The organism is Lampropedia aestuarii (assembly GCF_004803635.1).
GTDB classification, from domain to species: domain Bacteria; phylum Pseudomonadota; class Gammaproteobacteria; order Burkholderiales; family Burkholderiaceae_C; genus Lampropedia; species Lampropedia aestuarii.
In genome coordinates this window covers 45786-59673 of record NZ_SSWX01000006.1, presented here as the reverse complement: position 1 = coordinate 59673, position 13888 = coordinate 45786, and the positions used below count along the sequence as shown (strand labels likewise).

General features: G+C 56.2%; 10 protein-coding genes. 3 read left to right on the top strand and 7 right to left on the bottom strand.

Going from position 1 to position 13888, the window contains the following annotated elements; genetic code table 11:
- Positions 1–118: 118 nt before the first annotated feature.
- Together E8K88_RS06005 and E8K88_RS06000 are read right to left on the bottom strand one after the other, a co-directional pair.
- Entirely contained in the window at positions 119–2026 is a 1908-nt protein-coding gene (locus tag E8K88_RS06005) for an autotransporter assembly complex protein TamA (RefSeq protein WP_240754359.1), read from the bottom strand.
- A gap of 159 nt (positions 2027–2185) precedes the next feature.
- Positions 2186–3403 carry a M20 aminoacylase family protein gene (locus E8K88_RS06000; RefSeq protein ID WP_136405754.1) on the bottom strand — a complete coding sequence of 406 codons (1218 nt, stop codon included), beginning with the start codon at positions 3401–3403 and terminating at the stop codon, positions 2186–2188.
- Positions 3404–3665: 262 nt separating this feature from the next.
- Between E8K88_RS06000 and E8K88_RS05995 the strand changes: the two genes are divergently transcribed.
- Positions 3666–4895 carry a DUF445 domain-containing protein gene (locus E8K88_RS05995; RefSeq protein ID WP_136405753.1) on the top strand — a complete coding sequence of 410 codons (1230 nt, stop codon included), beginning with the start codon at positions 3666–3668 and terminating at the stop codon, positions 4893–4895.
- Between the two features lie 187 nt (positions 4896–5082).
- Positions 5083–6078 (top strand): thymidylate synthase, encoded by a 996-nt coding sequence (locus E8K88_RS05990; protein ID WP_136405752.1) that lies wholly within the window; start codon positions 5083–5085, stop codon positions 6076–6078.
- A gap of 25 nt (positions 6079–6103) precedes the next feature.
- On the opposite strand, the gene E8K88_RS05985 is transcribed toward E8K88_RS05990, so the two are convergent.
- The 5 genes from E8K88_RS05985 to E8K88_RS05965 form a co-directional block, all read right to left on the bottom strand.
- The gene (locus E8K88_RS05985; RefSeq protein WP_136405751.1) at positions 6104–7564 is read right to left on the bottom strand and encodes a M81 family metallopeptidase; all 1461 of its coding nucleotides are present in this window, start codon (positions 7562–7564) and stop codon (positions 6104–6106) included.
- A gap of 3 nt (positions 7565–7567) precedes the next feature.
- Positions 7568–8566 (bottom strand): Bug family tripartite tricarboxylate transporter substrate binding protein, encoded by a 999-nt coding sequence (locus E8K88_RS05980; protein WP_168797258.1) that lies wholly within the window; start codon positions 8564–8566, stop codon positions 7568–7570.
- 32 nt (positions 8567–8598) lie between these two features.
- Complete coding sequence (locus tag E8K88_RS05975; RefSeq protein WP_136405749.1) at positions 8599–9948, bottom strand: aspartate aminotransferase family protein; 1350 nt, start codon at positions 9946–9948, stop codon at positions 8599–8601.
- Positions 9945–10838: a MurR/RpiR family transcriptional regulator gene (locus tag E8K88_RS05970; protein WP_136405748.1), complete on the bottom strand. Its 894-nt coding sequence runs from the start codon at positions 10836–10838 to the stop codon at positions 9945–9947. The genes E8K88_RS05975 and E8K88_RS05970 overlap by 4 nt, the downstream gene beginning before the upstream one ends.
- A 470-nt stretch (positions 10839–11308) precedes the next feature.
- A complete protein-coding gene (locus E8K88_RS05965) occupies positions 11309–13012 on the bottom strand; it encodes a phosphoethanolamine transferase (RefSeq protein ID WP_205880033.1) in 1704 nt (567 codons plus the stop codon).
- 166 nt (positions 13013–13178) lie between these two features.
- Here E8K88_RS05965 and E8K88_RS05960 point away from each other — a divergent pair, with 166 nt between their 5' ends.
- Entirely contained in the window at positions 13179–13880 is a 702-nt protein-coding gene (locus E8K88_RS05960) for a response regulator transcription factor (RefSeq protein ID WP_136405746.1), read from the top strand.
- Positions 13881–13888 lie beyond the last annotated feature (8 nt).

Genomic DNA, 13888 nt, shown 5'->3' with positions numbered 1-13888 from the left:
AAAAAACGCATTGCGGCGTTGCCCGTTTTGCTCATACACACGTATGAGCAGCAACAGGCGCCTTGCACTGCCTCTTTTTTGTGCCTTGCGCGACTGTGAAAAGATCATAAACAGGTTCTTAGAACGTAAAACCCAAACGCATGTGCAAGCGCAACTGCTGCGTTTTGACACCGTAGGCCACATCGACCTGCATCGGCCCGACGGGGCTGCTCCAGCGCAAGCCCGTACCCACGCCGGTGTAGATGCGGACATTTTTCGCTTCATCAGTGACCGCGCCGGTATCGACAAACACCGCGTGGCCCCAGTCCGTGGCATTGCCAAACAAGGTCACGGGACGCAGCCATTCCGCACTGGCCACAGCCATATAACGACCGGCATACAAAGTGCCGTCGTCGGTGCGCGCGCCAATGCTGTCAAAGGAGTAGCCACGGATGGTCGTGTCGCCGCCGGTCAAAAACAGCAGGGATGCAGGCACTCTGACATTGTTGTCGGCAAACACAGCGCCTACGTCGCCGCGCACCAATATCCGGTTACGCCGCCCGACGTTGTTGCGCTGCCCAAATGGAATGAACTGCATCGCGCGCAAGCGGGTGCGCACGAAAGGCTCGCGGCTAGGCGTGAGCGTGAAACCAGCCCCCAACTCGGCAGACAAGCCATAGCCAGAGGTCGGGTTGATTTTGTTGTTGAAGTAGCTTCCGGTCCATTCGTAGCCGGCCATCAGCGAGGAGGCACTGCCGCTGACATCGCTGTCGCCTAATGCTTTGCTGAAGTCGTACTTGAGGTAGTAGCTGCGGTCGATGTGCCCGACCGATTTGGTTTGACCCAGCCTCAGGCCCAGGCTATTGGTTTTGACATCACCCGTGTCTTCACGCTTGAGGCTGCCGCCCGTAAACCAGGCCCAGCCGTCTTCCTTAGGCATGGCGGTGATGGTGCTTGTGAGTTCCTGCTCTTTGCTATCGAGTTTCAAATTGGTGACCGAGCGCCAATCCAGCGGCCAAATGCGGTTATGCGAGTGGTCAATCGACAAACGCGGGCCCGCATCGGTGGAAAAGCCCAAACCAAAGACCACTTTCTGAAATTGGGCTTCGCGCAGTTGGGCGACGACCTTGGCGGCCTCTGGATCAGAGTTTTCTGTATCGAGCAACAAGAAGGCCGAATCGAAATAACCACTAGAAGCCAGGCGTTGCTGGGCGTCCAGCAACTCTTCTTCGCTGTACACGGCCCCGGAAGGGATGCGGGCGATGTTCTTGATGCCCTGCGGGTCGTAGCGCTTGACGCCGATGAGCTCCACCTCACCGAAGCGGTACTCAGGGCCGGGGTCGTAGTGCACGCTCAGATCAGCCTGGTTGGTATCGGCATCTACCAGCGCCTGGCTCTTGGCGATTTGTGCGGTTGGGTAGCGGTATTTCTGCAGTTCACGCAAACCGGCGTTCTTGGCGCTGTTCCAATCGCTGGAGACAAAGGGCTCCCCATCTTGCAGACTCCAACCACGCACGATGCGCTGGCGCTGGCGCTGTGCATCCGGGTAGCTGGCCATAGGCTCGGAAAAGCCGATGTCATGGCTTTTGACGGTGGTCAAAGGCCCAGTCGTTACATCCACCACAATGGTACGCGGAGCCTTGCTGCCGATTTCATTGGTGCGCACTGTCAGCGTCAGCTCGGGGTTGAAATAGCCCAGCGCTGCGAGCAAATCGCGCGCATTCTTATCGGCTTCCACCAGCAAGCGGTTGAATTCGTTTTCCCGCAGATCTGGAAAGCGGCGGTAACGCTGAATTTCCAAATAATTTTCCAGGCTATCAGCAATGCGGCTGCTGTCGCGGTCGCTGTGCACCTCGACATCAAATGCAATCGGACCTTCGTTGACCTCTACAGCATCTGGGTCCTGAGCCGATTCTTTGGAGCCGCCCAGAATCCCACAGCCCTGTAAGAAAACGGCCGCGACAAGCGCCGCCATCGCCAATCGGCCACGCTGCCACAGCTTGGATTCGGTCTGCGGAGTCAGATCAGATAGTGAAGTCTCGGTCATGGCGGATATTCTGACATTGCTCAAGCGTCTGAACTGTAAGACAGCACAATAAACTTCGGTGTATTAAAGCCAACATCGGATAAAAATGTCAATGCATCTAAAAAAGGAGGACAAGCCTCCTTTTTTAGATGCATTGACAGACTCTTGAACAGCCAGGACTTAGCCAGTCTGGCCTTGCTCTTCAAACCAGCGCTTGGCCAAAGTCACCCAGTAGGTCGCCCCCACAGGGATCAAGTCGTCATTGAAATCGTAGCTGGCATTGTGCAAGGTGCAAGGGCCGCCGCCGTGGCCTTGCGCACGGTGTGTGCCATCGCCATTGGCCAAAAAACAATAAGCACCAGGTTTTTCCAACAGCATGAAAGAAAAATCTTCGGCGCCCATGGAAGGCTCTTGCTCCAGGGTGTTGTCCACCCCGACCACTTCCTGCATCACGCGTGCCGCAAAGGCCGCCTCTGGCTGCGAGTTCACCGTGGCTGGGTAGTTGCGCTTGAAGTGAAACTCCACCTCGCAACCAAAGGCACTGCCGATGTCGTGCGCAATCTTGCGCATGCGCTCTTCAACCAAATCCAGCACCTCGACTTTGAAGGTGCGCACCGTGCCTTGCAACTCGCAAGCGCCCGGCACCACATTGGTGGCGTCACCTCCGTGGATCATGGTGACGGAGACCACAGCCGCTTCGATCGGTTTGACATTGCGGCTGACGATGGTCTGAAAGCCCAACACCATTTGACAGACCACCGGCATTGGATCGATCACCATATGTGGCATCGCCGCATGGCCCCCCTTGCCAGTGACGGTGATGCGAAACTCGTTGGACGAGCCCATCACCGGACCAGCGCTGACGGCCATCGTGCCTGCGCGCATGCCTGGCCAGTTGTGCATGCCAAACACTGCATCCATAGGAAATTGCTTGAACAGGCCGTCTTTGATCATTGCACGCGCGCCGCCACCGCCCTCCTCGGCCGGCTGGAATATCAAATACACCGTACCATCAAAATCACGGTTTTGGCCATGCGCCCAATGCTGGGCCGCGCCCAATAACATGGTCGTGTGGCCATCATGGCCACAGGCATGCATTTTGCCTGGCGTCTGGCTGGCGTGCGCAAAGGTATTGCCCTCCTGCATGGGCAGCGCGTCCATGTCGGCGCGCAGGCCAATTGCGCGGCCACTGGCGCCGCCATCACGGCCATGCACAATACCCACCACGCCGGTTGAGCCCAGGCCACGATGGATCGGAATTTCCCACTGCGTCAATTGTTCGGCCACCAGGTTGGCGGTGCGGTGTTCTTCATAGCCCAGCTCAGGGTGGGCATGAATGTCTTTGCGAATGGCGGTCAAGGCATCGGCCTTGGCCACAATAGAATCAATCAATTTCATAAAAGGTCCATCCAGCGCTATCAGATCAGATTAAAGTCGTAGCTCGTCTTCAACTGGGCCACGGCAATGCCCATGCGGGCTTGCGTTGCCGGCACCGGCCGCGCATCCGGCTTGGGCGTGCCAGCTGAAGCCATTGAACTCGAAGACACCCATGAGCAAATGCTGTGCCAAGAAATAGGGGCGCAAGCCCTGACTGTAACGAAGAAACCCATATTAGCCCATTCTCCTTGACCCTAATTTCCCCATCTGGAATGCACCGACCATGCGCCATCCACTTGCTTTGTTTCTGCTGATTGCCGTTACCCTGACCTATTGCGTGGCGATTGCCTTGCGCGCGCAGCACCCCGCCTGGGCTTATGTCGCCGCGTTTGCCGAGGCCGGCATGGTCGGCGCTTTGGCCGACTGGTTTGCTGTGGTGGCAATGTTTCGCCACCCAATGGGCATTCCGATTCCGCACACGGCAGTGCTGGCCAAAAACCAAACACGCCTGGGCCAAGGCCTGGCCGACTTTATTGACCGCAACTTCCTCAGCGCCCATTACATTCGCAACAAGCTGGCGCAATGGGATGCCGCGCAGTGGCTGGCCCAGTGGCTGCAAGTGCCACACAATGCCCAGCGTTTATTGCAACCCGTGCTGGCCACTACGCGTTTTGGCCTTGAAGCCATGGACGACCGGAAGGTGCGGGCATTTTTCACGCGCAATGTGCGCACTGCGCTGCAGCAGATTGATGTCTCCAGCAGCTCGGCGGCGATTCTCGACTCGCTCACAGCGCAAGGGCGCCACCAGCAGTTGCTCAGCGATTTGACGACGCAACTGGCCAAAGCCGTGGAAAACGAAAGTACACAGCAGCACATTACCCAGGCCATTGCCAAGGAATTGCGGGCGCTGCGCTACCTGGCCCTGGACCAGGCAGCGGCGCGCCTGACAACCCGCAAAATTGTCAACGCGGTAGCACGCAACCTCAAAGACATGGGTGAATCCCCAGAACACCCCATGCGCCAAAGACTCGAAGGCGCGATTCAAGACTGGATTTCTCGCCTCAAGGCCGACCCGGAATTGCAAGCCAAAACCAACCACTTTCGCGATGAACTGCTGGAGCACCCCGGCCTGAACGAGTACCTGGAACAAGTCTGGAGCGACTTGCTGCGCTGGCTGGTACAGGATTTGAGTCAATCAGACTCGCCACTGGCCCAGCGCCTGGAGGCAGGCGTGAGCCACCTAGGCCGTGAACTGGCCCACAATCCAGAGTTGCAGCACTGGGTCAATGCGCAAGTGCAGGATTTGGCCCCGCGTATTGTCGAGTATTACCGCCCGGCCATTGGACGTCATATCCAGCAGCGTGTTGGCGAATGGGATACCCGCGAGCTGATTGAAGAAGTGGAGACCAAGCTGGGCAAAGACTTGCAGTACATCCGCATCAATGGCACCTTGGTAGGCGGCTTGGTGGGCCTGGTCATTTACAGCCTGACCCAATGGGTGATTGGCGGCTGATGCACTGCGAAGAGCCTGTTGCAGCCCACACGTCTGCATGGGCACATCGGGCAGCGCCGCAATGCGTTATTTGGGGCTGTAGCGCGGCTGCGCGGGGATGTTGAACAGGCTCTTAGAAGACCGTATTCGCAACACAAGCGGCAGGCTTGCGCTATATTCCCGCTTTTGCACTCGCCTTTTTCGCCCCATGAAGCAGTACCTCCAACTTGTACAGGACATATTCGACAATGGCTCCTGGCAGGACAACCGCACTGGTGTGCGTACCCTGAGTCTGCCCGGCGCGATGATGAAGTTCGACCTGCAAGAAGGCTTTCCCGCCGTCACAACCAAAAAACTGGCCTTTAAATCCGCCATTGGTGAGATGGTCGGCTTTTTGCGTGGCAGCCGCAACGCGGCCGAATTTCGCCAACTGGGCTGTAAGGTCTGGGACCAAAACGCCAACGAGAACAGCCAGTGGCTGGCCAACCCCTACCGCTTAGGCGAGGATGATTTAGGGCCAGTATATGGAGTGCAATGGCGCCAGTGGCCAGCCTACAAACTGGTTGACAGCCGCAGCACACAAGGCGCGGCCCAACTGCAAGATGCGCTGGCACGCGGCTACCAACGCATTGGCGAGTTCAGTGACACCGGCATCAACGGCACTCCCACCAATGGCACGTTGTTGTACAAGTCGATAGACCAATTGCGCCAGTGCCTGGACACCATCATGCAAGACCCTGGCAGCCGCCGGATTCTCTTTCATGGCTGGAACTGGGCGCAATTGGACGAAATGGCCTTGCCCCCCTGCCACCTGCTCTACCAATTCCTGGTGAACCAAAGCCGCCGGGAAATCTCGCTTTGCCTCTATATTCGCAGCAACGATGTGGGCCTGGGCACCCCGTTTAATTTGACCGAAGGCGCTGCGCTGCTGCATTTGATTGGCCGCCTCACAGGCTATACCCCACGCTGGTTCACCTACTTCATTGGCGACGCACACATTTACGAAAACCATGTGGAGATGCTGCAAGAGCAACTCACACGCAGCCCGTATGCGGCGCCGCAGCTGGTCTTGTCCGATCGTATCCCTGACTATGCCAAAACCGGCCAGTACGAGCCGCAGTGGTTAGAGCAGATTGAACCAAGCGATTTCTGGCTGGACAACTACCAGCACCATGCCCACATCACCGCCCCAATGGCGGTGTAGAGCAGTCCTAGACCTAAGCCCGCGTTCACGATGCTGGTACGTGTTCAGCCAAGCGCTTTAGTTTTTTCAAATCCAGCATGGCAGGGCCGGGCGCATCGATGTCCACAATGCGGGTGCACAATGGGTCGAAGGCGGCTCGAAAATGGTTTTTCGCCTTGACGCACAGCAGCCGCGTACTTTGCAGATCTATTGCATGCAATTCAAAAAAAGCGGGATCATTGCAGGGTGCCACATGGCTCGTCACAATGATTTGAATCTGGCCGTATTGCAGCACCACGGTTGGCCCACACTCAACGCTCAAACCCGTCTCCATGGGGCCGGTATTGGTGAATTGGCCTGGTGTGAAACGCACAACAGTGACAGCCAGATCAACGGGCGCTCCATACAAAGGCGTCAACCGTCCACCAAGGCGCACCTGCATCGAGCCACCCACACCCAATGCCAAGGCGGCGTTCACCACCGCAGGGTCGGCCAAGCTGGCATACACAGTGGGTACATCGGCCCCATACTCAAGCAGCGCCCTTAGCAGCTCAGGCGTATCGCCAATCCCACCAGACAGTGGGTTGTCGGCAGGGTCGGTCACAGCGACCAAGCCCTCGACACTGAGCGCTTGCGCAATCCCCTCTGCAGGGGCAATCAAGGTCGGCTCAAACTCTATAAACTTTGACTGGTAGGCCTGCATCATGCGCTCCAGCACTTGCTGGGCGGCCCCCTGATCCTGGTCTGCCCACACCCATACCGCAGCGCCGCATTGGGGTGCATTGCTGTATGGAAAGCCGCCTTGCAGCGCAATATCAATCACATTGCCACCCAGATGCTGCATTGCGAGTTGCTGCAGGTCGGCCATGGGGCCCACATCGGTGCGCATATTCGCGCTTTGGAGCCATTGGCCGCTATTGCAAAACGCAACGACTGGAGTGATTTCGCCGTGGACGATGCGGCGCAAATTCTCCAAGCATCGCATCGCGGTCTCGCGCATATCGATATGGGGGTATGTGCGGTATGTAGCGCTGATGCTCAGCAATGCAGGCAGCTCTGGTGCAATATTGGCATGCAGGTCAAAACTGGCTCCGATTGGGGTGTGGGGCTGCAGTTTTTTAATGGCCCGCACCAAACGCAGCTCTGGACTCCTGTCTTGATCGGTGATGGCTGCGCCGTGCAGGCTCAAATAAATCGCATCCCAGTGCTGTCCTGCAATATCTTGTAGGACTTCCGCTTCAAACTGCGCATACAAGGCGTGCTCAATAGGACCAGATGGCTGTGCAGAAGCACAGCGCGAAGCAACAACCTCCCATGCATCGCTGTAATGCGCTTGAAAGTCGGCCACGGCGGCCAGCTCCGTGGCATGGCCTTTTGCAGCATCAATGGCCGCTTGCCCTGTCCTCCACTCACGCCGCTCAAAGTCGGCCTTCTTGGCATCTTGCAGGCAAAAAGCATTACCTTCATACCACAGCCTGGCCACAAACAAACGCTTTTTTGCCTTCATGCCTCACTCCATCCGAATCTGGGCATCTGCAATCAGCTTTTTAAATTTCTCTTGCTCTACAGCGATGAATTCCGCAAAAGCTTGGCTACCAGAGCCATCGACACGTGCGCCCAGCCCTTCGATGCGCTTGCGCAAATCAGGGTTGCTCAATGCATCTCCGATCGATTGCTCCAGTTGCTTAACAGCCGATGCTGGCATCCCTGCGGGGCCCACAATACCAAACCAGGACTCGACCTCGTAACCAGGCACAACCGATGCAATGGCAGGTGTTTGTGGGATCGCACCATTTGGCTGCAGCGAGCTCACCCCCAGTGCCACCACTTTGCCATCCTTGATATGGGCAAGCGCCGTGGGCAAGTTATCGAACATGACGTCAATCTGACCACTCAAAAGATCATTCATCGCCGGCGCCACGCCCTTGTACGGCACATGCGTCATCTCGATGCCTGCCGCAGATTGCAGCATCTCACCAGCCAGATGGCTGGTGCTGCCCATCCCTGCACTACCAAATGTGATTGATTCTGGATTGGCCTTGGCTTTGGCAATCAAATCCTCCAACGATCGAATGCCGCTTTGGTTGCTCGCCATTAACACATTGGTAACCAAGGCGACGTTATTGATGGCCACAAAATCCTTTTCTGCGTTGTAGCCCGGTTTGGCATAAATATATTGGTTGATGGCCAATGGCCCAGGCGTTGCCATCATGATGGTGTAGCCATCAGCAGCAGACCGCGCGACATCGGCCGCGCCAATGTTCCCGCCAGCGCCGCCTTTGTTGTCGACAATCACTGTTTGTCCCAAACCTGTCGTCATCCCTTGCGAGACCAGTCTTGCCAGAACGTCTGTTGTACCTCCTGCGGCAAAGGGCACCACCATACGAATGGTCTGCCGTTGCGGATAGTCTTGTGCCATCGCAGCGCCTGAGGCGCAAGCTACGGCAATCGCTGCCAGACTGAGATGAAAGCCTCTGCGGCTGAGCAAACATGATGCAAACCTAGACATGGGAATACCTCCTGGAAAAATCATTGAAAGTGCTACACCGCCGCTGTCGACAACGGAATGGACGAAGTCGCAAGCTGCACTGCTTGTTGGAGCTTGTCGACAATCTCCTGTACCTGCGCTGGCGAAACCGTAAAGGGAGGAGCCAACAGAATGTGGTCACCAAGCCGGCCATCGATCGTCCCCCCCATCGCATACACCATGAGCCCCAGATCCATGGCCGCATCGCGGATGCGTGCATTGAGTTTGAATCTTGGGTCGAAGGGCTTTTTGTCCTCTCTGGATTGCACGAGTTCTATGGCCTGGAAGAGTCCACGGCCTCGTATATCTCCCACGAATGGATTGGCATCAAAGGCCTGGTGCAGGCTGTCTCGCAGATACGGGCCCATCTCAGCGCAATGCGTCACCAGCTCCTCGCGCATCAGCACTTTTTGCACTTCCAGTGCGGCAGCGCAAGCCACCGGGTGTCCTATGTAGGTGTGGCCATGCATGAATTGTCCTGAGCCAGACGAGAAAACGTTGGCCACTTTCTCACTCACCAGAACCGCCCCAATGGCCTGGTAGCCACCGCCCAGACCTTTCGCAACGGTGATGAGATCGGCTTCAACCCCCTCTTGCTCCAACGCGTATAAAGTGCCAGTACGGCCCATGCCGCACATGATTTCGTCGGCAATGAGTAACACGCCATATTTGTCGCAAACCCTTCTAACGCCTTGAAAGTAGCCTTCAACAGCCGCCACCGCCCCTAGCGTGGCGCCCACCACAGGCTCCATGCACACAGCAATCACCGTGTCAGGGCCCAAGCGCACAATCTCGCTCTCCAGCTCGGCAACCAGGCGCTGCCCATACCCATGGGCTGACTCATCCTCGCGCTGGTTGCGGTAGGCATAGCACGGTGCGATGTGGGTCGCATCCATCAGCAGCGGCTGGAATGGCTCTCTGCGCCACGCATTGCCGCCCACGGCAAGGGCTCCTAAGGTATTTCCATGGTAGCTTTGGCGGCGTGCAATGAATTGGGTACGCTTGAATTCACCGCGCTCCAAAAAATATTGACGTGCCATTTTCAATGCCGCTTCAATGGCCTCAGAACCGCTGGAGACCATGTACACCTTACGCATGTTCTGAGGACCATTGGCAACCATCAGCTCCGCCAGCTCTTCTGCCACATCCGTGGTGAAGAAACTGGTGTGGGCATAGTCCAGCTTGTGCATTTGCTCCTGCATTGCAGCCAACACACTGGGATGGTTGTGACCAAGGCATGACACTGCAGCCCCACCACAGGCATCGATATATTGCTTGCCATGCTGATCGACGATATGGATACCAGACGCGCTGACAGCTTTGGGCAAAGTGGCGCGCAAATTGCGATGAAAAACGTGGCTCATGGGGATTTCTTCGAGGGTTTGGTTTTCGCTTGGGGATGGCTGAGATAGGCGCTGGAGGCCCCCAGTCTTTGTTCAAAAGCTTCGATGCGCCGCAGCATGGGCTCGCCACCTGTGGCTGCCAACTTGGCAAGCAGTCGCTCCACCAGGGCCAGCGAACCCACCATCGAATGGAAATACGAAGGCGTGCCTGCATCAAACAACAAAGACTGGCTTGCATACGCTTGAATGGGCGCAATCTTGCTATCGGTCAATGCCAGCACCGACACCCCTTCTTGGCTGCACAGCTTGGCCGCTTCCAGCGCCTGGCGTCCATAAGGATTTTGGGTAATGCACACCAGCAAGTCCTCAGGGCCTGCGGAGTCGAGTTGATCCGGGTAGGTTCCGCCTAAGCCATGCACCAACACGCCGTTGTCAGCAATCATGCTGTAGGCATATGAGAAGTGGTAGCTGATGGCAAAACACGAGCGCGCGCCAAGAAAGAAAATGCGTCTGGCCTGGCTCATGCGATGAACTGCTTGCGCAATGGCATCAGGCGAATTGCTCAAGGTCGGTGACTGGACATTGCTGACATGGGTACGCAGAAGTTCGTCGTCGAATTCGCGGTCCATGCCCACTTGCAGTTTCTTGACTCGCTCGGTGTAGTGCGGCGCTTCATGCGTCAAGCCATCTTGGAATACTTTGCGAAACGGGATGTAGCTCTCGAATCCCACCGACTGCGCCAACCGGATCATGGTGTTGGCTGTGACACCCGCGCTTTCGGCTTGTTTGCGCATGGACATCAATCCAACCTCACGCGGATGGTTGAGCACCCAGGTAGCCGCCCGTTGGAGCTCCAGGCCAAGACTGGGAAACGCAGTCTCAATGGCGATGGTCAATTCTCGAAGATGCATTGAAGAAATGGTACAAATGTTTTCACTAAAAACAAATGTACCATCTTCGATAAAAGCAGCTCCATATCGAAAACCCTAGGGAAGCCCACAATCGATGCGATGGCGAAGATTGCTGGGTGCTGGCGATTGGCCGCCCCCTATCCAGTGCTGTACATGGGCCAAACACGCCACGGCCAACCTCGGCCCGGCTTTGCTGTAGCGTTGGACTCATCAAGTGCCTGTTCATGGTCTTTACGCAAGCACGCAGTCACGCAAGGCTTAGCCGAGAGGCCGTGCGAAGCGCCTGTGCCACGCATTTGTCTGTAGGGGCAACAATGTGACCATGTGGTTTCGTGTGCCTTGCCGCCCCATTGATTTTTTGGGATTTGGATCCCATAAAGGCGCGGCTTTACTATCACCTCTCGCCGGGCAGCTAGCAAGGCAGCAGCTTGTGCCGCGTAGTTGCGTGGCTAAGGTGTGGTCGGGGGCGCTTAGCTGGCCGCCCCGGAGGCATCGTCTGTGCCAGCCTCTGACGCGGCCATGCTCCTGGGGCTGCGGCATTCAGCAAACAGGTCTAATGGCTCCTGGTAGACGCTGGTCTGCACATCAAAAAGCCCTAATAGTGAGTGGTAAAAATTGTCTTGGCTGTATTTTTTGTCAGCGGCATTGCTGCGCAAACAACCGAGATCAAGATTGGTACTTTGTGCAAATGCCTCTGGCAACCACATCACCAAGGGAACCTGTGTTTGCTGCTGGGGTGCGAGCAGATAAGGCGTGCCATGCAAGTACATGCCGCGCTCGCCCAGTGACTCGCCGTGGTCTGAAATATAAACCATCGCCACATCGCGTTGCCCTGCGTAATTCTGCAGTAAATCAATGGTTTGGCTGAGCATGCGATCCGTGTAGAGCAAGGTATTGTCGTAGGTATTGGTCAGCGCTTCATTGCTGCATTGTTGAATCTGGTTGCTGTCACAGGTGGGCAAGAAAACCTTGTCTTGTGCCGGATAGCGCTCGAAATACGTCGGCCCATGGCTGCCCAACTGGTGTAGCACAATGAGCCCATCGCCTGGCATGGCATCAATGCGATTCTCAAGTTGGCTCAGCAGCACATCGTCATAGCACGTGCCGTCCTTGTTGGAGCATTGCGCCTCGATACGCAATTTGGGCATATCGTCCGTCGCAACGCGATCACACACGCCTTTGCAGCCGCCATTGTTGTTGTTGCGCCAAAGAATCGACACACCAGTGCGCTGCAAAATATCGAGAAGGTTTTCCTCCGTCGCTGCTGTGACCTCATTAAATTGTGCGCGAGGCATGCGTGAAAACATGCACGGCAGTGACACCGCAGTGGCTGTGCCACAAGAGCTCACTTGCTGGAAGCTGATGATATCGTCGCGCGCAGAGAGATAAGGGTTGGTTGCCCGTGCATAGCCATTGAGCTGAAAGTTTTGCGCCCGCGCGGTCTCTCCGACCACGACCACCAGCAATTTCGGGCGTTGTCCTGGCGCTGGCGCAGGGCGCCACGCATCCTCTCCCACGGCCTCAAAAGTTCGCGTTTTGGCAGCGTACTGCCGCTTGAAATAACTTTCCGTACTGCGAATAAAGTTCACAGGCAAAACCTGGCTCATTATGTAGCGGTTATTGCGGATCAGCGAGGCGTAATCTTTGTAGAAAGTCATGCTGATGACCGCAAGCACCGCCAAACTCACCAACACATTGCCCAGCCACCACAACAAGGTGTTTAGCGGACCGCCAAATGGCTTGGTGCGCAGTGTCAAAACAACCGCAGCGGGCACCACGCCGAGCAACACAATGCTCAGCAGTAAAGGAATAGAGAAATAAGATGTCAGCTCAGCCTGGTTCGTCTCAAAAAAATTCTGCACCATGCCGCGGTCTATCAGTACCTGGTAGTGGTACATGAAATAAGTGCAGGCGCCACTGATGACCAGCGCCAATGCCAACAGAGGCTTGCGCACATAGGGCAAGGCCATCACTGGTGTGAACATCAGGTTTAAAAGGCAAAAAATAAAAACTGGCAAACTCAAATAAAACAAGCTGCTGTTGAGGCTATTGCGCTCGACCACAGCGTTGAGCGTCGTCCATAGAACAAAATTGCCAATCGTGGTGAAGAATGCCGCAGCCAGCCAGGTCAGCTGCACTGCGTTAAGTCGCAAGGAGGCTAAACGATGAAACACACAATTCCCCATGAATCAAATTCCGCTAGTATCGAAAAGAGAATGTGAGGAGTTTGTTAAGACACCAGGGCCATCCAATAATCTAAAAATTGTTCACAATTGACCTGCTGTCTATTCCAGCGGCATTTCAAACTTCAATACGGTCAGTAAGACCAGACAGCTGCTTATGACACGTTTGCTCATCATTGAAGACAACCCCGAACTGCTGGCGAACCTGTACGATTTCTTCGAGCCTCTGGGATATCTGCTCAGTGAGGCACGTGATGGCCCAACTGGCCTGTCGATGGCGCTGCAACAGGATTACGATGTGATCTTGCTGGATCTGATGCTGCCTCGGCTTGATGGCCTGACGCTGTGCCGCAAGCTGCGCCAAGAATTTCAGATTGCCACTCCCATCATCATGCTGACCGCCAGGGACCCGATCGACGACCGCGTAGAGGGCCTGGCCCAAGGCGCAGATGATTACCTCGTCAAACCTTTTTCACTCAAAGAACTGGATGCGCGCATCCAGGCTCTGGTGCGGCGAGCACAGGGCAGACAAGTACAGGGCGTGCTCAGCTGGCATGACTTGCAAGTTGACAGCCGCGTTCCTCAAGCCTGGCGGCAAGGACAGACCATTGCGCTGACACCCACGACCCATAAAATACTGCTGAGTTTGATACGTGCGGCCCCGGCCGTGGTCAAAAAGCAGCAGCTCGAATACCTGCTCTGGGGGGACGCACCGCCAGAAGGCGGGGCCTTGCGCACCCATCTCCACGATTTGCGCCAACACATCGATAAAGGATTTACGCCCCCACTGATCGAGACAGTGCACGGCGTCGGTTTGCGCATGCACACACCAGAGCCTCCAAACACGGCAACCCGCTGAACCTGCCC